The sequence below is a fragment of the Chitinophaga sp. OAE865 genome, from assembly GCF_040546735.1.
Lineage (GTDB): Bacteria > Bacteroidota > Bacteroidia > Chitinophagales > Chitinophagaceae > Chitinophaga > Chitinophaga polysaccharea_A.
The window spans coordinates 5,959,457-5,982,430 of record NZ_JBEPOF010000001.1; the positions used below are offsets into that span (position 1 = coordinate 5,959,457).

Annotated in this window: 19 protein-coding genes; 3 read left to right on the forward strand and 16 right to left on the reverse strand. The window is 45.5% G+C overall.

Annotated elements, in window-relative coordinates:
* Window positions 1–13: 13 nt before the first annotated feature.
* The 14 genes from ABIE50_RS23845 to ABIE50_RS23910 form a co-directional block, all read right to left on the reverse strand.
* Window positions 14–1,264: an O-antigen ligase family protein gene (locus tag ABIE50_RS23845; RefSeq protein WP_209858948.1), complete on the reverse strand. Its 1,251-nt coding sequence runs from the start codon at window positions 1,262–1,264 to the stop codon at window positions 14–16.
* On the reverse strand, window positions 1,261–2,304 hold the full coding sequence (locus tag ABIE50_RS23850; protein WP_209858946.1) for an ATP-grasp domain-containing protein: 1,044 nt from the start codon (window positions 2,302–2,304) through the stop codon (window positions 1,261–1,263). The genes ABIE50_RS23845 and ABIE50_RS23850 overlap by 4 nt, the downstream gene beginning before the upstream one ends.
* Complete coding sequence (locus ABIE50_RS23855) at window positions 2,301–3,521, reverse strand: oligosaccharide flippase family protein (RefSeq protein WP_209858944.1); 1,221 nt, start codon at window positions 3,519–3,521, stop codon at window positions 2,301–2,303. Before ABIE50_RS23855 ends, ABIE50_RS23850 begins: the two co-directional genes overlap by 4 nt.
* Window positions 3,522–3,523: 2 nt before the next feature.
* Window positions 3,524–4,117: an acyltransferase gene (locus ABIE50_RS23860; RefSeq protein WP_209858942.1), complete on the reverse strand. Its 594-nt coding sequence runs from the start codon at window positions 4,115–4,117 to the stop codon at window positions 3,524–3,526.
* A gap of 27 nt (window positions 4,118–4,144) precedes the next feature.
* Entirely contained in the window at window positions 4,145–4,687 is a 543-nt protein-coding gene (locus tag ABIE50_RS23865; RefSeq protein ID WP_209858940.1) for a serine O-acetyltransferase, read from the reverse strand.
* Window positions 4,687–5,685: an SDR family oxidoreductase gene (locus tag ABIE50_RS23870; protein WP_209858938.1), complete on the reverse strand. Its 999-nt coding sequence runs from the start codon at window positions 5,683–5,685 to the stop codon at window positions 4,687–4,689. The genes ABIE50_RS23865 and ABIE50_RS23870 overlap by 1 nt, the downstream gene beginning before the upstream one ends.
* Window positions 5,686–5,701: 16 nt before the next feature.
* Window positions 5,702–6,988 carry a nucleotide sugar dehydrogenase gene (locus ABIE50_RS23875; RefSeq protein WP_209858936.1) on the reverse strand — a complete coding sequence of 429 codons (1,287 nt, stop codon included), beginning with the start codon at window positions 6,986–6,988 and terminating at the stop codon, window positions 5,702–5,704.
* A gap of 40 nt (window positions 6,989–7,028) precedes the next feature.
* Window positions 7,029–9,407: a GumC family protein gene (locus ABIE50_RS23880; protein ID WP_209858934.1), complete on the reverse strand. Its 2,379-nt coding sequence runs from the start codon at window positions 9,405–9,407 to the stop codon at window positions 7,029–7,031.
* 33 nt (window positions 9,408–9,440) lie between these two features.
* A complete protein-coding gene (locus ABIE50_RS23885) occupies window positions 9,441–10,130 on the reverse strand; it encodes a polysaccharide biosynthesis/export family protein (protein WP_354028150.1) in 690 nt (229 codons plus the stop codon).
* A 199-nt stretch (window positions 10,131–10,329) separates the two neighbouring features.
* Window positions 10,330–12,057, reverse strand: a complete 1,728-nt coding sequence (locus ABIE50_RS23890) for a polysaccharide biosynthesis protein (RefSeq protein ID WP_354028151.1) — start codon at window positions 12,055–12,057, stop codon at window positions 10,330–10,332.
* Between the two features lie 1,026 nt (window positions 12,058–13,083).
* Complete coding sequence (locus ABIE50_RS23895) at window positions 13,084–13,656, reverse strand: LutC/YkgG family protein (RefSeq protein ID WP_209858930.1); 573 nt, start codon at window positions 13,654–13,656, stop codon at window positions 13,084–13,086.
* Window positions 13,653–15,029, reverse strand: coding sequence for a lactate utilization protein B (locus tag ABIE50_RS23900; protein WP_209858927.1), 1,377 nt, complete (start codon window positions 15,027–15,029; stop codon window positions 13,653–13,655). Before ABIE50_RS23900 ends, ABIE50_RS23895 begins: the two co-directional genes overlap by 4 nt.
* Complete coding sequence (locus ABIE50_RS23905; RefSeq protein ID WP_209858925.1) at window positions 15,010–15,765, reverse strand: (Fe-S)-binding protein; 756 nt, start codon at window positions 15,763–15,765, stop codon at window positions 15,010–15,012. The genes ABIE50_RS23900 and ABIE50_RS23905 overlap by 20 nt, the downstream gene beginning before the upstream one ends.
* A 595-nt stretch (window positions 15,766–16,360) precedes the next feature.
* Window positions 16,361–18,700, reverse strand: a complete 2,340-nt coding sequence (locus tag ABIE50_RS23910; protein WP_354028152.1) for a helix-turn-helix domain-containing protein — start codon at window positions 18,698–18,700, stop codon at window positions 16,361–16,363.
* Between the two features lie 26 nt (window positions 18,701–18,726).
* Between ABIE50_RS23910 and ABIE50_RS23915 the strand changes: the two genes are divergently transcribed.
* Together ABIE50_RS23915 and ABIE50_RS23920 are read left to right on the forward strand one after the other, a co-directional pair.
* Window positions 18,727–19,680, forward strand: coding sequence for a nitrilase family protein (locus ABIE50_RS23915; RefSeq protein ID WP_209858923.1), 954 nt, complete (start codon window positions 18,727–18,729; stop codon window positions 19,678–19,680).
* A gap of 287 nt (window positions 19,681–19,967) precedes the next feature.
* A complete protein-coding gene (locus ABIE50_RS23920; protein WP_209858921.1) occupies window positions 19,968–20,429 on the forward strand; it encodes a hypothetical protein in 462 nt (153 codons plus the stop codon).
* A gap of 118 nt (window positions 20,430–20,547) precedes the next feature.
* Here the strand turns inward: ABIE50_RS23920 and ABIE50_RS23925 are convergent, their stop codons facing one another.
* Window positions 20,548–20,739, reverse strand: coding sequence for a cold-shock protein (locus ABIE50_RS23925; protein WP_079472790.1), 192 nt, complete (start codon window positions 20,737–20,739; stop codon window positions 20,548–20,550).
* A 260-nt stretch (window positions 20,740–20,999) separates the two neighbouring features.
* On the opposite strand from ABIE50_RS23925, the gene ABIE50_RS23930 reads away from it, so the two are divergent.
* Window positions 21,000–22,283, forward strand: coding sequence for an MFS transporter (locus ABIE50_RS23930; protein ID WP_209858919.1), 1,284 nt, complete (start codon window positions 21,000–21,002; stop codon window positions 22,281–22,283).
* Here ABIE50_RS23930 and rpiA read toward each other — a convergent pair.
* Window positions 22,249–22,950, reverse strand: coding sequence for a ribose-5-phosphate isomerase RpiA (gene rpiA, locus ABIE50_RS23935; protein WP_209858917.1), 702 nt, complete (start codon window positions 22,948–22,950; stop codon window positions 22,249–22,251). The two genes, ABIE50_RS23930 and rpiA, sit on opposite strands and share 35 nt — an antisense overlap.
* Window positions 22,951–22,974: the final 24 nt, after the last annotated feature.

A 22,974-nucleotide genomic window follows, 5' to 3' on the forward strand; every position in this document is an offset into this window, starting at 1 on the left:
CTCATACTTTCATTTAAGATAAATGCGGGTATGATCCTCTGAAAGACAGCGGTTCCCATTGGTTACCGCTGTCTTTGGGCAATTCCTTCGCCGCTTTTTTCTCTGCTATTTTCCTATCCGCCAATACTATAATGAATAACAACATCAGCATGATTCGCTTATCATAGTAAGCAACCAGGCCCATATCCATCAACATCAGGATCAATACAAAAGCCGCCAGAAATGCGCCTGTACGATATTTCCATAATCTCCTGAAAATTGAAAAATGAATACTGTAATAAATCAAAGGTCCTAAGAAACCTAAGCCGAACAATAACTCTATATAGTTATTATGAGCATACAGATGATAATAATATTTAAAACTGGCCGCGCCATAGCCAATGAGCGGATTGGCGGTAAACTTTTCCCATCCTTCCCGAATAAACATCACCCGTTCTTCTGTACTACCCTCGCTACTTTTCCCTCCTACTGTGGATAGCATCCGACCAAAACGTTCAAAAGCCGGCCCGATGCTGTTTGTTATAAAATCTATCTTTACAAAAAGCAATAACAGGAAAACGCCCGCTCCTGCCAGCAGGATTACCTTAAATGACCCTACAACTCTTTTGAAATTCACAAGGAAATAAAAGAACAATAACAGAAAACTAAACATGATACCCTTTCTTGATGCTGTAACAAAAATGGTATACAACGCGAGCAGGATATTTACCACGTGCAGCGCCTGCAAGGGTTTTGAAGAAGATGTTCTTTCCTGGAAAAACAACAGGCTAAGGAACATCGAAAACAGCAGCATGATTGCGAGGTAGTTTGGATTCAATTCTGTTCCGACGAAGCGCGATAGTTCCTCATCATGATTCTGCAAAAAGCTAAAATAGGGCAACCCCAGTGCCAGTGAATAATTTACGAAAGCATACCCCAGAATGATATAAACAACGAGATTAAAAAGATTATACCGGACAACAAAATAGTAGAGTACGAAGCTGTTTACTACGGTTACAAACAGCATGAATACATGCAGCAATGTTGCTTGTGCATCTGGCGCCCAGATCACAGACAGTAATGCCAGCATAGCCAGCGGAAACATCCGGTATCCATGGATATTACGGCTAAAATCGAAATATTTTATCCGGTTCAGGTCCAGGAAAAAAAACAGGTACATTAACATACTGATACCCCAACCATAAATTACCAGCCACTCCTTGTTCAGAAACAAAAGACTGATAATAAATAAAGAGATTAGAATTTTTACATACAAGGGCTTCATGTTGCAATCATTTTATCTGCAGTTATTTCCGCCATTAAATCATCTATCATGAAGTGCTGCGGCACAAACGGACCAGCATGCCAATTCAGATCCTGATCCCAGTACCCGGTGCAGTTGTCGTACACCTGAATGGAAAAACCGTAGCTCATTTCAACAATCAGCGGATCATTTTTCTCATCAAAAATAAAATCTAATGCTAATGACTGTGACGGGAGCTGCGCCGCCAGGTCAAATGTGATGCGCACACAACGTTCATCAAACAGTTCCTTCTCATAACCAATCACACCGCTTCCAGACGCACGAAAATCACCTTTCCGGTTATAGCGCCGGATAGCAAAGGCTTTCCTGCCAATAGCAATGATTCGTGTATCATAATTATTAGCTTTAATAAACTCCTGGAAATAAACATATCCTTTCTCACGACCATGCATTTTTTCAAAGCTGGTTGGAATAAATATTCGGGCCAATCCTTTAAAGATGCCTGTTACGGCGGCGAAGTTCTTGTCGCGCTTAAACCGCCATATGCCATCATTAAAACGACTAAAACGGTCCCTGGCAGCAAATCCGCGGCCAAAGGCCCTGTTAACCAACCGCCTGGCGGCGCCGGCATCTTTTACCAGCTTCACATTTGAAGACCCGGCTCCTCCTCGCAGTTTAAATACTTTAGGAAAGGTGGTGGTATCGAGCCACTCCAACGCTTCCTTTTTATCGTAAAAAACATACGAAGGCACCATCGGTGCTCCGAGCGCTTCCATCAGGTACTTCTGCCCTACCTTATCATCAAAATGCCATCCGGTTGCACTATCCGGAAATACCTTTTTCCCCTGTGCCTCCAAAGAATAGGTGAGTTGTCTGGCAAACAGCACTGCTTTTTCATCTGCATGATGCCAATGCCAGCACAGCGCGTCACAATCTTCCAGTTGCTTAATAATATCTGTGGCGTAACAGTCCACGATCTTGAAAGTAATACCATTGGCCTGACAGTAGGCAATCCATCTGTCACTGAAAGTACCGGGTGTATGATGTATTCCAAGTTTCATTTCTTATATGTTTTATATTTCCACCATAATCCAATGCCCATCATGCCTCTCGCTATAACCAGGTTTAATGCAGCACCTATTCCCGAAAAGCCCATGATCAGTGGGAAAGCCATTATAAACCCGGCAATAGAAGCATATACTGTGTTTTTCATTACAAGGCGGTCTTCCCGTTTTACAATAAAATAATTAGTGCCATAGCAATAATACATAGCCATAAAAGGAACGCTCAGCGCCAATATGCAAAGCGTCCATACTGCGTTGGCTCCTTTAAGATGAAAGAGGATGGTGATAGGTTTGGATAATGTGCAAATGCCTACAAATAATACAAAGCCAGTGAGCAGCATCAATTTTCTGAACTTATTGAAAGCACCGCTATTCCTGTTAAGGAATGGGAAAAATACGCGGGAGAGAATGCTGACAAAAGTATTTGCTGCTTCAATCAGGCTCTTTGCCGCCCCGTATACGCCCACTGCAGCATTTCCTGCGATGAGGCCCAATAAAAAAGTAGTGGAATTATTGTAAAGATTTGGAAGAAATTGGTTGATAAAAATATTAAAGTTTGTTTTCAGCACTCCTCCAATCTTTGAAAGTCCGATAAACCTGAAATGCAATTTATATCGGGTAATCAGCAGATACTGCGCAAATAGCCCTGCTCCTATATACCCGAATGCATTAAAAAGCGGATAGAGGAAGAAATCGGATTCCCGGCGGATAAAGATAAAAATGCAGATAGTAAAGAATATTTTTATACAAGCAGAGAGAATGGTGATATACTTCATTTCTTCCATTCCCTGAAAGAACCATTCAGGAAACAGCGCATAACCTGCCAGCGCAGGAAAAGTAAGCAGGAACACGACTTTATTTGCAGCAAACTGAGGCACCAGCAATACAACAGGTAAAAAGAGTAAAAAGGATATTAATACAAGTATTGTTTTAGTGGACAATACCCTGCTATAAATATGGCTGAGCATTCTGCTACTGTGACGATGTACAGCTACATCACGGGTAGCTGTGATGTTGAAGCTAAAATCAGTAAAGCTTTGAAAATACGCCAGTAGAGAATTGGCGATTACGATCACCCCATATTTCTCAGTTCCCAACACACGGAGCACATATGGGAGTGTTACCAGTGGCAGTACCATATTCAGCCCTTGCAACACTGACAAGGCGCCGAAGTTTTTAATTAATGTTTTATGATCCTTTGAAAACTGTCTCACTGTTAATATTGTTTTATTACTACTGCCGGATTACCGCCCGCGATGCTCATGGGCGGGATGTCTTTGTGTACTACACTGTTGGCAGAAATAACGCTTCCTTCACCAATCGTGACACCGGGGAGGATGACTACATTTGTTCCTATCCAGACATTGTCTGCAATGATCACTGGTTTTACTTTACCGATTGTATGGATGCGGTTACTTACATCTGAAAAGGAGAGGTCATGTCCATTCCCGTCCATGATTTGTGTATTGGCAGCGATCAGACAATTTTTACCGATGGTTACTTTGCTGTAGGCATGTATACAGGTGCCATGAATACGGCTGTTATCGCCAATAGAAATTTCACCACCTGGTCTGTCCAGCAATAGTTTGCAAGGGGCATGCATATTAAGATGATATCCGATTCTATCTGAGTTGATGAGGACATTCCTACCGATATGGAGGCTGGTACCACTTACCAGCTTGATGATAGGCTTTTCAATGAAGCGTGTTGCTTCACCCAGGGTCACGGAAACGTCTTTTCTCGCTCCCAGTTTATACCGTACGGTCGCATTAATCAGCTTCCGTCTGATCATGGATATGGTTATACTCATAAAAGATTTTTCAACTACAGCCTCCGGCTATCCTACTTTTCTGTTGATGTAGGCTGCTGTGGCAGCTTCGCTACTACGTATGGTTCCCGGATTTCCGATCACTATGGAATGATCCGGCACATCAAAATTTACATATGCGTTTGGTGCAATTAGTACGTCATTTCCAATTTTCACATTTCCTACGATAACAGCATTGGCACCTATCCACACTTCATTACCCAATACAGGTACTCCCTGTCCTTTTCCTCTATTGGCCTGTCCGATGGTAACCCCCTGAGAAATGTTACAATTTTTTCCAATAACAGCCTGGCTATTTACCACAATAGTGCCAAAATGCCCGATATAGAATCCTTCTCCTATAAGTGTGTTATAAGGGATCTGTATACCATAGCGAATACTGTATCTTTTCAGCAGCAGGCGAGCTACGATTTTAAGTAGCCCGTTGCTGGACGCCGCAAGGCGAAAAAAAAATATATAGCGGAAGCCTGGCGTCCTCCATCCTCTGGCAAAGGATTTCCACCCGGTACTTCCGTAATACCTGTATAAGTCTGATTTGCTATATTTCAACATTATCTACTGGCTTGTAAGTTCTTCTCGTACCACTCCACTGCTATCTTTAAACCATCCAGCACTGAATAGTGAGGCTTATAACCTAAGAGTGTGCCGGCTTTACTGATATCTGCCAAACTATGCTTTACATCACCGGCGCGTTCTGCGCGGTATTCCGGTACAATTTGTTTACCCGTGAGTTCTGTTATCCTAGACCATAGCTGATTCAGGGTAGTTCTTTCGCCGAAGGCGATATTCACAACGGTATGTGTCTGAATATCTTCTGCCAGCATCGCTCTGATATTGGCTTGCACGGCATTTTCAACGAAGGTAAAATCACGGCTGGTCTCGCCATCTCCGTTGATATAAGGGACGTCCCCTTTCAACGCAGATTCAATAAACAATGGGATCACCGCTGCATAGGGGCCACGTGGGTTTTGCCGGGGTCCAAACACATTAAAGTAGCGGAGACCGATTGTATGAAACTGATAGGTTCTTGAAAAAACGCTGCCGTATAATTCGTTTACATATTTAGTGATCGCGTAGGGCGATAATGGATTACCAATTTTATCCTCTTCCTTTGGCAGACCGGGATGATCTCCATAAGTGCTGGAACTGGCTGCATAGATTAAACGCTTTACACCTGCATCTCTTGCTGCTACCAGCATATTCAGATGGCCGGCCACATTTACTTCGTTAGTGGTAATGGGATCGTTGATAGACCTTGGTACTGAGCCCAATGCGGCCTGGTGTGTTACATAATCGATCCCTTCCACTGCCTTCTGACAATCTTCCAGATTACGGACATCTCCTGTAATCAGCTCAAATGCCGGATTAGCTTTAAATGGCGCCAGATTTTCGTGACTGCCTGTAGAAAAATTATCCAGCACACGGACTTTCTTTGCTTTATATTTAAGCAAATATTCAACAATGTTGGAACCAATAAAGCCAGCACCGCCTGTCACCAGGAAAGCCGACTGCTCTATTGTACTTCCTGTATGATAAGTTCTTTCGTACATGATTTCTTTTTTAAGATTATAAACGGGCGTCTGCAATTTCTTTTGGTAGAATGCCTTTCACATCATACACCACTGCACGATTCTTGCAGAGTTTGTTTATATCCAGTTCCCTGAATTTGTTATGGGATACGGCAAGAATAACTGCATCGTAGTCGCAGGCGCTGTTGAGTTCCTGCTGGGATTTCCAACCGTATTCATGTTCTACTTCGTCTGGTGCTGCCCATGGATCGTATACGGTAATAGCAGTACCATAATCAGCCAGTGTGTTCAGGATATCCACCACCTTGGTATTACGTACATCCGGGCAGTTCTCTTTGAAGGTAATTCCAAGTACCAGTATTTTAGCGCCTTTCACAGGAATGTCCTTTTTCACCATCAGTTTAATTACTTCCTGTGCTACATAAGCTCCCATACTATCATTCAGTCTCCTTCCAGCCAGAATAATTTCAGGATGGTAACCTGCTTCCTGTGCTTTTTGCGCCAGGTAGTAGGGATCAACACCAATACAGTGACCGCCTACCAGTCCTGGTTTAAAGTTCAGGAAGTTCCATTTGGTACCGGCAGCTTTCAGTACCTCATCCGTATCAATTCCGAGGCGGTTGAATATTTTGGCCAGCTCATTTACAAAAGCAATATTGATATCGCGTTGGGCGTTTTCGATTACCTTCGCAGCTTCCGCTACACGAATGGTGGTTGCTTTATGCGTACCCGCAGTGATCACGGCGCGGTACAGCTGATCCACTTTTTCGGCTATTTCAGGTGTAGAACCCGAAGTTACTTTGAGTATTTTGGCTACTGTATGTTCCTTATCACCCGGGTTAATACGTTCCGGTGAATATCCAGCAAAAAAGTCTTTATTAAACTGCAGCCCCGATACTTTTTCCAACACTGGTACGCATTCTTCTTCTGTTACACCCGGATAAACAGTTGATTCGTAGATCACGATATCTCCTTTCTTCAGCACCTTACCCACGGTTTCACTGGCTTTGAATAAAGGGGTGAGATCAGGACGATTGTTTTTGTCGACTGGCGTTGGTACAGTCACGATATAGTAATTACAGGATGCTATTTTTGTAAGTTCATTGGTGCAATACAAGCCGGTAGGGGTGGTACAATCAGTGAGTACTTCTTTCAGTAATTCAGTAGACACCTCCAGTGTATGATCATTACCTGCATTCAGGTCCTGTACTCTTGACCCATTGATATCGAAGCCTATTACCTTGAATTTTTTAGCAAATTCCACTGCCAGTGGCAAGCCTACATATCCCAATCCTATTACTCCGATTTTGATATCCTGATTCATATTATTTCGTTTATAATTTTTTTCTATGTTTTAAGATGAGTTACTTACTGAATACTTTTTTTATCTTTTTAATGACTGTTCTATTTGTTTCATCCTCTGTATACCCATACCCATACCCATATCCATATCCATATCCGTATCCACTGGAGGTTTTTACATCATTGAGGATAAGATTAAGGCGGGGCATTTTCCTATTATTATATAGATCCTTGGACAATTTAATCTGTTCTTTGAAAGTAAAGCCCTGACGCATCAGATAAAGGGTGGTATCGGCAAACCGGCCCAACAGCTGAGCGTCCGTTACTAATCCTACCGGGGCTGTATCCACTACAATATAGTCAAATTGCTTACGTAGTTCAGCAAATAACCGGCTCGTCTGATCCAGGAGCATTAGTTCGGCCGGGTTTGGCGGTATAGGCCCGGAGGAAATGATCCAGCAGTTTTCATTGATACCTGAGGGGCGAAGGATGTTTTCCAGTGATGCTTTTCCAATGGCGTAGGTACTAAAACCGGTATGGTTGCTCAAACCCAACTGCTCTGAAATTTTAGGCTTCCGCAGGTCCATCTCCATCAACACTACTTTTTTCCCGGATAAACCTAATACGGCAGCCAGATTTGTAGCCACAAATGATTTTCCTTCACCACTCATACTAGATGTCAGCAAAATTACTTTATCGTCTTTGCTGGTCATGATAAACTGAAGATTAGTACGCAGGGCACGAAATTGTTCTACCAGGGGCGACCGGACATCTTTTGATACCACTACCGGATAACCATCCGTATTATGACCTATTTCAGCCAGAATTGGAGCCGGCGTTAATCTGCTCACATCATCCCTTCCTGAAATCCGGCGGTTTAATATATCCCGGAGGTATAAGACACCCGCTGGCAAAGTCAAACCAAAGATAAAAGATATCAAATATATAAACAACCCTTTAGGCTTAAATGGCTTGGGGTCACTTTTAGCAGGATCTATGATCCTGGCTGTAGCCAGGTTAGAGGATTTCGTGATGGCAGATTCTTCACGTTTTTTCAGAAGGAACAGGTATAGTTCCTGTTTGATCGCCTGTTGACGGGAATAATCAAGGAACACACGCTCGGTGGAAGGTACCTGCTTTATTTTTTGGTTCAGCATGCCTGCGTTCCGTTCCAACTCGGTGATACTTACCTGGATTCCACTCTTGAAAGAGCCGAGGTTCCTCAACAGGTCCGACCTGAGTCCGGCCAGCTGCGTATCCATACTTTTGATCATGGGGTTTGACTCAGTGTTCGATACCAGAAGTTTCTCCCTTTCCAGCTGCAGGGTATTGTATTTCTCTACAATGCTCACGAAGGAAGGATCCTGAACCACGATGGAGGAAGGTACTACCCTTTTATTATTTTTATCGTCTTTGACATATTGTTCTAATGACTGTACTACATTGAGTTTCACCTGCTGGTCGATCAGTTGTTTCCTAAAATCTCCATCGCCGGCCACCAGTTGTTTTGATTGTTCGCTGATATCGGCCAGTTCATGCGCTTCTTTAAAGTGCTGAATGTTCTTTTCAACACCGGAGAGTTCACTGGTTACGATAACAAGACGGTTATCTATAAACGCGATGGTGCTGTCTGCTATCCGGTTTTTATCCTCTACGCTAGCCCGCATGTAAATATCTATCAGCTTGTTCAGCACCTGTTCCCCTTTCCGGGGGGTGGTGGCAGTAAGAGTAAGGTCTATAGTACTTACCTCCTTATTGGGGATATTTACATCCAGTGCCTGCTGGTATTCTGCTACAGTGCGGTCTATAGAGTTCAGTTTTACAGTATACACGCTTCTATCGAGTGCAACTTCCGGATTCCTGTGTAATTGCATGATACCTTCCGGCAGCTGAAGGGTATCATTCCATTTGGCTTTGCGAGTAAAACCATTTTCACGGGTGATCACATATTCATCTGCACCGGATGGATTTATATCGTAGCTCATTAGTTTGAGGCTGTCTTTCAATATAATCCACTTCATAGTGAAGGGTAACTGACCGTATAATTCTGATTTCTTTATCCGTCCGTCTATCAGGTAGGTAATGTATAGTTGTTGGTCTCTTACTACCTTTTCCATCAGAGAACGGGAATTTACTATTTCCACCTCGTTGTCTACACTGCTTTTGCTGGTAAACATTTCCATTTGTTGAAGAATCTCTGCCCCGGGAATATCAGAACCTTTCTGCTGATCTTCCACCAGTATTTTTGCGTTGATCTTATAGGCCGGCGTGGCATACCGGAGATAGGTATAACCCAGTGAGCAGGTAAGTATAATACTCAATGCAAACCAGTACCAGTGAGCGATCAGGCTATCCAGCATTTTCCTGAGATCCAATGTAGATTCAGGTTCCGGCTCCGGTGTAAAATGCGAACGACCATTTACCGGTTTATTACCATTCATATGTTGATATAAATTATCCTGCATACCAGTACATTAAAAGCTTATCCTTGAAGCAATAACAATCAGTAACGATAATACCGAAGCCATAATCGAAATCCTCTTCACCTGTTGCATATCTGTAGCTGCCACTTTATTTTTGTTGGGCTCTACATAGATCACATCCCCCTGATGTAAATAATAATAGGGAGATGAAAACAGGTTGCTGTTATTGAGGTTAAACCTTATCATCTCTTTTCTTCCATCTCCTTCCCGGATGAGTAATACATTTTCACGTTTACCATATATGGTAAGATCTCCGGCAGCACCGAGCGCATCGAGCAATGTCACTTTCTCGTTGGGCATCACGTAAGTAGACGGCCTGGTAACTTCACCCAGCACAGTGATCTTAAAGTTGGCAAAACGTACGTTTACCACCGGATCTTTGTACAAAGTAGCTACCTTTACCTGGATGTCGTCTCTTACGGCATCAGTAGACTTTCCTTTTACATTTACCTTTCCTATTAAGGGAAGGGAGATGTTACCGTCTTTATCCACGAGGTACCCGCTTATCACTGTGGTAGGTCCCTGCTGCGGTGTTGGCGCCATTACCTGCTGCTGATTCAGCAGTAAGGTTGCATTGGGATCCAGTGTTTGGATAGATACCTGCAAAATGTCATCTGTCTGGATAGCCGGCGTTTTGTAAATAGCTTGGGCAATAGCCGTATTGAGTACTGTGTCCGGCACATCCTTGAAATATGTAATGTTCTTTGGGCTGGCACACGAAAACAAGCCCAAAAGGAACATGCCCGCAATAAAACACTTTACTAACCATCCGTTACTGCAAAAAAAACCTGGCAATAACTGTTTCTTTCTGTTACTACAATTCATTACTTCTCTTTATCAATTAATATAGAGCCTTCCCATTATAAGGAATGCGTACTTTTTACATTGTTATTTTTCCTTTATCCAATTCTTCGTAAGCAGAATTTTTGCTGATGAACTCCGGTACCAATACCTTCATCCTTGCCACAGTTGGTGTTAGGTAATGTTCTTTGGCGGTAGCGATTAACTGGTTTATCTGCTCGTTTACCTCAGTAAAATCAGATGCTCTTACTTTAGCGATCATGATTTTTTCGTGATAAGTAGGGAGTGTATTCTCTGCATTATTCAGCAGCTCTTCGTATAGCTTTTCTCCGGGACGTAAACCAGTGTAAACGATCTGTATATCTTTGCCTGGCTCTTTGCCGGTCATACTAATCATTTTCCGGGCCAATTCTGCAATTTTCATCGGTTTACCCATGTCAAACACGAATATTTCCCCTCCCTGTCCCATTGCCCCTGCTTCCAGTACAAGCTGGCAGGCTTCCGGTATGGTCATGAAATAACGGGTAATATCCGGATGTGTAACTGTTAACGGACCACCCTTCTCCAGCTGTTGTTTGAAGCGTGGAATAACAGATCCATTGGAACCGAGCACATTGCCGAAGCGGGTTGTAATAAAACGAGTTGGCGGTGTGCCATATACTGGTCCCAGTTTCTGGTACTTTTCGTTCAGATAATTATTATATGATTGGGAAAAGATTTCGGCAATTCTTTTGGATGCCCCCATTACATTAGTGGGATTTACGGCCTTATCTGTAGATACCATTACAAATTTCTCTGCATTATACTCTACGGAAAGTTCAGCTACCACTTTTGTTCCCAGCACATTATTCATCACCGCCACAGATGGGTTTTTCTCCATCATAGGCACATGCTTATAAGCTGCTGCATGATATACAATGGAAGGCTCATAAATCTCAAACAGCTGCTGCATTCGTACCTTATCACATACGTCGCCGATAAATGGAATAATGGGTACATTTACAGACTTCTCAGACATTTCCAGCTCCAGCTCATGTAAAGGAGATTCTGCTTTGTCGCATAATACAATTACCGACGGCTCATAATTGACCAGTTGCCTCACAATCTCACTACCTATAGAACCAGCTGCTCCTGTTACCAGAATACTTTTTCCTTTTAGCTCTTTACTGAGCTGTTGGTTTTTAATGCTGATAACAGATCTTTCGAGCAGATCTTCAATGTTGATGTCCTTCAACTGAACGCTGTTGTTGATAGAACCTTCTGTCCATTGACTCACGGGAATTATTTTTTGGACTTTAATATTCAATGCGATGCATTCCTCTACCAACTCGTTAAGGTGCGCTGCATCCAGATGGTCGTTGGGAATAAGCAATAAAGAGATCTTCCCTTCCTTTACCATTTTAAAGAGCTGTCCTTTACGGGATGCATAAACCGGTAAACCCTCAATAGATTTACCTGCATGTGCATTCGTGTCAGCCAGGAATGCGGTTATCCTTACATCTGATTGCGGATCGTCACTAATTGCTTTACGAAGCATCAGGCTGGTGTGCCCGGTATAATAAATTGCTGCACGCGTTCGGCTCTGGCTACGGAAATTATTATAATATTTGAATGTCCATTTTACCAGCAGGCGGTAAGACAACAAACAAAAAGAGGCGATAAAAAAGTTGATAAGGATCACTGAGATGGGAAAGATATTGAGCTGTTGGTCCAATACGCCGCTATAGCCAATGGTAAAAAGAATAAGACAGCTGATAATATTCAGTCCGGCAATGCGGCCAATATCTACCAGGCTTGTAAACCTCACTATGCCACGGTAAGTACGTAGTACTAACGATAGCAGGAGATTAACAGCTAATACCGTTATTCCTATTGTTCTCAGTGGAAACGCCGCATATAATTCGGCATCAAAATTCAGTCTCAGGAGAAAGGCTAAATTGATTGCGATGACAGAGCACCCCAGGTCTAATAGCAAAATCAGCCACGACGGGGTAATCCATGATGAATTACGCACCATAGGTTCAATTAATAAGATATGGTTATTAATAAATATAAACTCGCCTGTTCAACTCAGTCGCGCAAGTTTCAAGGTTTTCATAGAGGCGCTTTGTCAAATACAGGACGGAAAAATTAAATGACTACAATCTCTCTTTCGGTTTTCAAAGTTAGCGCAAGATAACTACTAAAAGTGAAAACTTCTGTTATGAAAAGGTAAACTGTTGAAAAAAAATTTACCTTTTAATGCTACCGAAAAATCAATAGTACAAAACATTTCCGCACCACTTTAACAAAAGCGATAATGAAAACTGTTCCCCGGTTTGTCGTCTTAAACACTGATCAGTTGGCACATACGACAAATAACTTCTCCGGATAAACGAAATTGCGGATCAGCCAATCATGCTGTCCATTTTATCTGCTAATAAAGAAATTTTCCCTGTGATGCGACATTGGTGGTGATGCACCTGGAACTTTTGCTGCAACGACGCGCTACGACGCCGCTCTAGAGTGTTAAATAGATGATACATGGTCTTTCAATTTTTCTGGTTAACGCAGCTGCTAAATATGGCTATATAATAATATGGTTAAAAAATCACTGCGCTATCGGTTCTTTGCAACGCACGCAATTGAACAAACACCATACCAATCTCGGGGCTTCATTTAATTTCCCGGTCTAAAGTTAATGAAGTATTTATTATACTGCATCAATTGTTAAAAAATAACGAAAATATACTTTAATAAATGCCCAGTCAGGATACCTTACAATAAACGGCCTCACCAGTAAGTGGTGAGGCCGTTTATTGTAACTAACGTAACCGTGTATACGTAAAAGATATTATGCTTCTGTAATGAATACCACCAGGCTCTTTGCCCCGTGCGCGCCCAATACCAGCGACTGTTCTATATCTGCTGTTTTGGAAGGACCGGCAATGAATACCCCGAAGCCGTTTTGCGGGGCCCCTATCTTTTCATACGCCTCATGCATAGTAGGCAGTATCCTGCTTTTAGGCAACACAATGGCCAGGTGCTGACAGATGAAGGGTAACACCCTTACCTGCACCTCCTGTTCAGTAAGCCAGACAGCGCCGTTCTCGGCTACCCCCCACTGACCGGGCACAACCGCCATATCCACATTTTCCAGCAGGTGCGGATCTTCGTTTATCCATGCACGTTCATTGCTTCCTATTGCAATGATACGCTGCACATGCGGGTAATGCTCTGCCAGTAAAGCGGGTATCTCCTTTTCGTCCTTTACTTCGAATAAGCTGCCGCCCAATCCTTCCAGCACCTTGCGGTAAGCCTCCAGGGTACCCGGCATGGAACCGGATAATCCTTCCAGGGATGGCAATACGGATGCCTCCGGTTGATGCTGCTTGACAGCGGCTAAGATCTGTTCCCTGCTACTCATGATTTCTTATTTTTTTCATACCACTGGGAAAACGACTGCGCCGGGGGAGCCGGCATTTCCCGTTGTTTATACCAGGGATTTAAACGGTTATTTACCATACCCGGAAAAGCACGCATTACCCAGCGGCCCATTTTCCCTGCGGCGCGATAAGTGCGTGGAGCAGATAATACCCCGCTCATCATCTTCATCCCCGCCGTTTTTGAGGCCGTGGTATGCCCTTCCTTTACCAGCACTTGCCTCCACTTATACAATTGCTGGTGAATATCAATTTTCACCGGGCATACGTTAGAACAGGAGCCGCATAGCGTAGACGCAAAGGGTAGATCCGCATAATCCTTCATATCCAGGTTGGGGGCCAGAATAGCGCCAATAGGCCCTGCTACGGCGGTATGATAGCTATGCCCCCCGCTGCGGCGGTATACCGGGCAGGTGTTCATGCAGGCCCCGCAACGGATACACTTCAGTGAATTCCGGAAATCCTCCCGGCCCAGTTGCCTCGACCGGCCATTATCTACCAGTACTATATGCAGTTCCTGCCCGGCACGGGGCTGCCTGAAATGGCTGGAATAGGTAGTAATAGGCTGACCGGTAGCGCTGCGCGCCAGCAGGCGCAGGAATACCCCCAGGTGTTTCCGCTGGGGGATTATTTTCTCAATGCCCATACAGGCAATATGTATATCTGCCAGGTGTGCGCCCATATCAGCGTTTCCTTCATTGGTGCATACCACCATTTCACCGGTTTCCGCTACGGCGAAATTCACGCCTGTAATGGCGGCTTTGGCCTGTAGGAACTCTTTCCTGAGGTGCTGCCTCGCGGCAGCGGTGAGGAACTGGGGATCTGCATTACCGGCGGGAGTGCCCAGGTGCTCATGGAACAACTCCCCTATTTCCTCTTTCTTCTTATGGATACAGGGCAGTACGATATGACTGGGCGGCTCTTTAGCGAGCTGTACAATCCGTTCTCCCAGGTCCGTATCAATTACTTCTATACCATTGGCCTCCAGGTGCGGGTTGAGATGACACTCTTCCGTGAGCATGGATTTACTTTTCACGAGGTGGCGTACACCATGCTGCTGCAATATACCCGTCACTATCCGGTTATGCTCTGCTGCATCCGCTGCCCAATGTACAATGGCGCCGTTCTGCGTGGCCTGTTGTTCAAACTGTATAAGATACTCATACAGGTTGCCCAGGGCGTTCCGTTTGATGGCGGAAGCGGTGTCCCGCAACTGTTCCCATTCAGGGATGCTCCGGGCCATTTTATCACGCTTGGCGCGTACCCACCAGAGGGTTTGGTCGTGCCAGTCGACCCGGGGCTCATTTTCGTTGAACCTGTCTGCCAGCGTGGCGTGATCAGCTGTTTGCCTGTTCATGGATATTCTGATTGAGGATTTCTGCAATATGCATCACTTTCACCCCGGCATGCTGCCGGCGTAAAATGCCTTCCATGTGCATGAGGCAACTCACATCCGTTCCGGTGATCACCTCAGCACCATGTTTAACGTGATCGGCTACACGATCTTTACCCATTTTTACGGATACCGCTTCTTCCGTAACACAGAAAGTGCCGCCAAAGCCGCAGCATTCATCCTGCCTGTCGAGCGGCACCAGCTCCACTCCTTCCACCATACGCAGCAGCTTTTCCGGTTTGGAGAAAGGCGCCGCCACCAGTTCGCTCATCTGGGCCAGGCCAAGGCCCCGCTGCCCATGACAGCTCTGGTGCAGCCCTACTTTACAAGGGAAGCGGGCCGGCAGGTTTTGTACCCTGAGCACATCCGTAAGGAATTCAGTAAGTTCGTATATCCGTTCCCGGATATGCGTGGCAGCTGTTTCTGCCGCAGGATCGTGCAAATGATCTTTGATATGCAGCACGCAACTGCCGGAGGGACCTACAATATAATCGTAGTCAGCAAAATTCTTAATGAACAGGCTATTACACTGGTGCGTAAGATGCTCGTACCCTGAATTGGCCATTGGCTGGCCGCAGCAGGTTTGTCCCTGGGGGTATTCCACTTCACAGCCCAGTTTTTCCAATAACTGCAGCGTGGCAATGCCTACCTGCGGGTAGAACTGGTCGATATAACATGGTATAAATAATCCTACTTTCACGGGCAAAGTATTTAAATGATCATTGCTGACCTGCAAATTTAGCGGGCAACACAACAGTAATCCTCCCTCTTTTTTACCGGTTACTGGCTTAATTTTCACTGCTACAAATTAATACAGCGGTTGGAGGTTGGCAACCCGGTCTGTCCTGCTAAGCGTTATGTGGATTTTGCCCCACTGATTACCCCGGTTTTGTTTTTGGGGGCCTGGGCTGGGCATATACAAAAACTAATACCGGTGTAAAGGCATTCTGCGGGAGTCTTGCTGTTATATTTATGCATCACCTGAAAGTAAGATAAACTTACCCTTTTGATACGCCGTATCTATCAGGAAGCAATTATATACGGCTTAAGTACGGGTAATATCCGGCGCAACTATGGGTTAAACTGGGAGTATCCATACTGTAGCTATGCTTTTCCCATGCTTTAAGCTGTTCTTTCTGTACAGCATACATTCCATTGTTTTTTCCCGGTATAGGTTATCTCTTACAGTTAACGTCCCGTATGTATAATCCAGGAAATAATCCTCTCTTTCCCAAATCCTGTAAGCTCCGACACGGTCCAATCAGACAAATCAACTTAATCATCCTAATCCCGGGTCAGACAATCTTCGCATCGTTCATAATTTGCTCTTCCTGTTTCTTTTTGAGATACCATTGTACCACGCGGATCTCTGCGAAGGTGGCGGCATCGCCTACTCTTTCCTTGATGGGGCCTGCGGCGGTAGCGCCTAGCTCACCGATGTGTTTAAGAATAAGGCGCATGGTGCTTTCCTTCACAAAACGGTTGATATCCATTTCGCCGGCTTCCACACATTGGGCCAGGTGGCTTTCAATGGTGCTGATAGCCAGCTGCCGCGCAGTGGCGATATCGGCAATAGATTTGCCTGCAAGGTACAATTCCAGGGTACCACGACGGCTGCTTCCTTTCTCCACCTTCCCTTTTGCGGCTTTCTCCTTGCCGGCAGGAACCTGGGCGCTGGCAGCATCTGCCTCTCTTAGTTTGGTGTAGTCTTTCAGACCAGTGGTGAAATCAAGATCGGCATAAGCTACTTCCCACACATGGCGCAGCTTATTCCAGCAATCGGCTTCGAGGGCCATAAGCTGAAGGAGATATTTTTTCGACTTCGCTTTTTTGACATCGGCAATATGCGCCTGTAAAGGCTGTATAAGATCTTCGTATATGCTTTGGGTAAAGTAGCCAATGGCTTTGTTCACCCTTTGCTGCAGCTGTTCCATTTCGCCGGTTTGTACGGCCGTGTCCAGCAGCTGGTGCAGCTGAGTGACGAACCTGGCCGCCACTTCGTGCTGCTGCTCTGCTTTGGCCGATAAGCTACGGCTTAACTTAATGGCGGCGTCGAAGTCGGGCAGTTTCTTATCCTGGATCCATACAGCATGACTGCGGATAGCAGCCTGCATACGGTACCAGTCGAACTGCTGCAACAGCGATGTGGCCTGGAATTTCTTCTTCTCCATTTCCAGGAGCACCACCAGTTCATTGGCTTCATTCTCTTTTTCTGCGAATTCAATCACCTGCCGGTCTGTTTTGATGCTGCCATGCCCGATGCGGGAATGCAGAACCAGTCCGTCGAGCGATGTACAGCGACTGAGCGCTACGTATACCTGTCCGGGTGCGAAGGCGTACCCTGCGTCTATAATGGCGCGCTCGAAGGTAAGCCCCTGGCTTTTGTGGATAGTAATGGCCCAGGCGAGGCGTATGGGAAATTGCGTGAAGCTGCCTATTTCTTCTTCTTCAATACTGTTTTCATCCTGGTTGTAGGAGTAGCGGATGTTTCGCCAGGTTTCCTTGCCCAGTTTCAGCTCTTCATGGGAACCTGCCAGCACCAGCATGATTTCCTCATCATTGATCTCCTTTACAGTGGCTATTTTGCCATTATAATAGCGGCGGGGCTGCGCCAGGTCATTTTTGAGGAACATTACCTGGGCTCCTACCTTTAACTGCAGCAGTAATTCAGTTGGCAATGCCTTGTCACTGAAATCGCCTTCAATTTTTCCTTCGAAGCGATATACTTTCCCCGGCATGTCTGCCAGGCGCCGGGCATTGATCTCATCTGCCTTCCGGTTATGGGTGGTGAGCACGATGTATTCTTCATCTTCTCCCGTAAAGTTCGGGCGGTAATGTTCATTCAGCAACTGCAGGTCATCATGCAGCACTTCGTTGTTGCGGATCCTGTTCAGCACCTCTATAAAGTGCTGTTCATTCTGCCGGTAAATTTTCTTTAGTTCAATATACAGCGGCGGCGCCTGTTCTATTACTTTGGCTGCAAAGAAAAAGGTACTGTTGTAGTACTCGGAGAGCATGCGCCATTCCGCATCGGGCACTACGGGCGGGAGCTGGTAAAGATCCCCGATGAACAATACCTGCACACCACCAAAAGGCAGCAGTGGTTTATTACGGAAGTGACGCAGGATCACGTCAATGGCATCCAGCATATCGCATCGCACCATACTCACCTCGTCAATGATCAGTAATTCCATTTCCTGTAGCAATACTTTTTTATCGTTGGTAAAACGAATATTGCGGAACAGGCCATGTTTATCCGTACTGCTGATTTCATCTGATCCAAACCCTCTTTTTGTGCCCGGGATAAAAGGTCCGAAAGGCAGCTGGAAAAAAGAGTGCATGGTAACACCACCGGCGTTGATGGCGGCCACTCCGGTGGGCGCTACTACTACCGTGTTTTTACGCGTATGTTCTTTGATATATTTCAGGAACGTAGTTTTCCCGGTACCGGCCTTGCCGGTAAGGAAGATATGGCGGTGTGTATGGTTTATGAAATCTGCCGCCAGGTGAAAGATAGTATTTGTATTATCCGGTTGGGGCATCTGTTGTTGAATTGAAAGGGCGAATATACAGAAAAAGTGGCGAAAAGCGCGGGGATATTGCGTGTAATGAAATACAGTATCTTCGTTTTTCATTCTGCCTGCAAAAAAATTTTATTCATATGAACGATCTTAAAATTGCTACTGCACAATTTGAAAACAGGAGCAACGACAAGGCATACAACCTGGGTGTGATCCGGGAATTATCCAGGCAGGCTGCTGCAGATGGCGCAGATGCCGTAGCATTCCATGAGTGCTCCGTGACCGGTTATACTTTTGCCAGGAATTTATCGCGGGAACAGATGCTGGAGCTGGCTGAGATCATCCCCGAAGGACCGTCTGTCAGGGCCCTGCAGGAAATCGCCGCCGAAAATGATATTGCCGTACTGGCGGGATTATTTGAGAAAGACGCCAATGATAATTTATTCAAAGCCTATGTATGTGTAGATAAAAACGGGCTGGTGGCAAAATACAGGAAGCTGCACCCGTTCATCAACCCGCATCTGCAACCGGGGAATGAATATGTGATCTTTGATCTGAAGGGATGGAAATGCAGCATGCTGATCTGTTATGATAACAATATTACGGAGAATGTACGTGCCACGGCCCTGCTGGGCGCAGAGGTCATTTTCATGCCGCATGTAACCATGTGTACGCCATCTACCCGGCCCGGTGCGGGTTTTGTAGACCCTGCGCTCTGGGAAAAGCGGCGGGAAGACCCTACTTCGCTACGACTGGAATTTGATGGTATGAAAGGGCGTGCCTGGCTCATGAAATGGCTGCCGGCCCGTGCATACGACAATGCCGTGTACGCCGTTTTCTCCAATCCTATAGGTATGGATGACGACCAGCTGAAAAACGGCTGTTCCATGATCATCGATCCTTTTGGCGATATAATAGCAGAGTGCAGAAAGCTGGATAACGACGTAGTAACGGCAACGCTTACACGAAATAAGCTTACCGAGGCCGGCGGGTACCGGTACCGGCTGGCGCGGCGGCCCGATTTATACGGGGAAGTGATTGCTGCAGCGCATACACCTGTACAAAAGGTGGTATGGTTGCAGGAGAAGGCTTAAGACGATGTGACGGAGCCGGAACATATGGCAGGCCCGTAACCAGTGGTATAAACACTTGATAATTTAAACAAAATCATCATACAAATAAAAAAGCGGGGATGGCTGCGGATTTTATCGGTTTGACCGGAAATAAAAACACTAATTCCGGCTAACTGGTTATCTTTGTGGCCCTGACACCGTTTACAAAGCTTTAAAATAACCCGTTTTTTAGCTTCTTGTATAAAGGAACCGTTCCCTCGTGGAGCGGTTTTTTGTTATAGGGAGATGATGAGCTGGAGTATATACCCTTGGCGATAGCAAATCGTTTCAGGGATGGTGAGCTGGAGTATATGCCTTGGGGCGATAGTAACCTGTTTAGGGGAGATGATGAGCTGGAGTATATACCCTGGGGCGATAGTAACCTGTTTAGGGGAGATGATGAGCTGGAGTATATACCCTGGGGCGATAGCAACCTGTTTGGGGAGACGATGCAGAGGGGCGATAGCCTGCCGGATCAGCTTTGCATTGCGGCAATGCCGAACTCCCGGGCCGACTGCCGCGTAGCAGGCGTTTGCTGCACCTTCTGCGGCATAGCGCGGATAAAGTATTTCCCGTTCCTCCGGTATCCTACCAGGTTTTCCAGCTTGCCGGTAAAAAGAACGATCCCTGTTTGTTTTGCCATATGGTATTACATCTGTTTCTATGAAATTACGAAAACAGGCAGGGTGGGAAAACAGGCAAAAGCAATTGAACAACTGTTCGTTTTGTGAGTAGTTCATGGAAATGGTCTGCCGCCTTCGCAGACACACTATTCCAACAGGGAGCATATGCATAAAAAAACCGCCCTGGCAAAGCCAGCGCGGTCATAACGAACTATTATAAAATAAATTATGCCAGTCTTACGTTAACAGCATTCGGGCCTTTTCTACCTTCTTCCACGTCGAATACTACGCGGTCATTTTCGCCGATGCTTTCTTTGATACCAGATACGTGAACAAAAATTTCTTGTCCTGAACCTTCGATTTTAATGAATCCAAAACCTTTAGCTTCATTAAAAAATTTTACTACACCTGTTTGCATTATATTTAATATTTAATTGTGAACGTGTTCTCGCCATTATTACATCAGGCGGCTACCTGGGCAACTAGAAGAAAAACTGTAAGAAAAAGCTGAGTGTGAGAGGTGATCTACCAACAGAATTGAACTACATTATCTTTAAGAAGCGATACGAAGATAGGTGATTTATTGTATACAACCCTAATTTATTTTAAACTTTTTCTTGGCTATAGTGGGCCTGCTGGCTCATAATTCCACTATTAAAATATATTTTCGCGTCATATATGAAACATCCTGACGCATGGCGGATAAAAGCCATATTAACTGGCTCTGCCGGAAACCTTGTTGAATGGTACGATTGGTACATTTACGCCACGTTCTCGCTTTACTTCGCGCCGGTCTTTTTCCCAAAGGGCAGTTATACCGCCCAGTTGCTCAATACGGCGGCCATATTTGCAGTGGGTTTCCTCATGAGGCCCATTGGTGGCTGGATGTTTGGCCGTATTGCCGATAAACAGGGACGTAAGGCCTCCATGACACTGTCTGTTTTGCTGATGTCGCTGGGATCGCTGCTCATTGCCTTTACTCCTTCCTATAACAGTATTGGCCTGGCGGCGCCGGCTTTGCTGCTGATTGCCCGTTTATTACAGGGGCTCAGTGTGGGTGGCGAATACGGTACCTCCGCTACCTATCTCAGCGAAGTGGCCACCAGGGACCTAAGGGGCTTTTACTCCAGTTTCCAGTATGTAACGCTGATCGGCGGGCAGCTGGTAGCCCTGGGTGTACAGATGCTGTTACAAAAGGTATTTCTCAGCCCTGAACAGCTGCATGAATGGGGATGGCGGATACCCTTTGTGATCGGGGCCGCGCTGGCTTTTTTTGCATTGTACCTGCGCCGGCATATGCAGGAATCCACTTCTTTCGAAAAAATAAAAGCAACAAAAGATAAAGGCTCCCTGAAGCTGCTGTTCCGGAAGCATCCCAGGGCGGCGCTCACGGTAGTGGGATTAACCATGGGAGGTACGCTGGCGTTTTATACCTACACCACGTATATGCAGAAGTTCCTGGTAAACACTGTACACCTGACCATAGAACACGCCACTACCCTCACCTTCTTCCTCATGCTCATCTTTGCCATTCTGCAACCGCTTTTCGGCTGGATATCAGACATCTATGGCCGGAAGCCTCTACTGATAGGGTTTGGCGTGGCGGGCACCCTGCTCACCGTTCCCATACTCACCGGCATCAGCCACGCTACGTCGGAATGGACCGCTTTCTGGCTTATTTTGCTGGCGCTCGTGATCGTGAGCGGCTATACGTCTATTAATGCTGTGGTAAAAGCGGAATTGTTTCCTGCAGAAGTGCGGGCGCTGGGCGTTGGATTTCCTTATGCTATCACCGTGGCCCTTTTTGGAGGAACAGCCGAACCTATCGCATTGTACTTTAAAAAAGCCGGTTACGAACCATTGTATTACTGGTACGTAACCGGGTGTATCTTTATTTCCCTGCTGGTATATGCTACTTCACGGGATACTAAAAAGACGTCTTTGCTTGATAAGGATGCGTGATCTCCCGGATGGAGCCATCGGCGTTGCCGATGATGAGCCGGGTGGCATAATGAAGAAACAACCCGTTTTCCACTACACCGGGAATGTTGTTCAGCTGTGTATGCAGCGCCGCCGCGTTATGGATCTTTTCGTAGTGGCAATCGAGGATATAGTTGCCATTGTCTGTTACAAAGCGGTTGTTATCCTTTAAGCGCAAAACAGGATGGGCGCCCTGTGCTGCCAGCAGCTTAAAGGTTAGTTCCCATCCAAAAGTGGTTACTTCCACCGGTAAAGGGAATTTGCCCAGGTGCTTCACCAGTTTCTTATCGTCTATTACCACCAGCATTTCTTTGGAGGCTGCGGCAATGATCTTTTCGCGCAGTAAAGCACCGCCACCGCCTTTAATCAGCTGCAGCTGTGCGTCTGCTTCATCTGCTCCATCTATATCAATATCTATCTGCTCTATTTTATCGAAATCCACCAGGGGGATCTGCTGTTCTATGGCCAGCTGCTCCGACTGTGCGGAGGTGGCTACGGCCTTTATTTCAAGGCCTGCCCTAACTAACTCGCCTATACGTAAAATGGTATAATACGCTGTGCTGCCGGTACCCAAACCAACGGTCATACCCGGCTTAATATATTCAGCGGCTTTTTCGCCTGCTGCTTTTTTACCGATATCTGTTTGCATGGAACAAATATAGCTATTCACTGT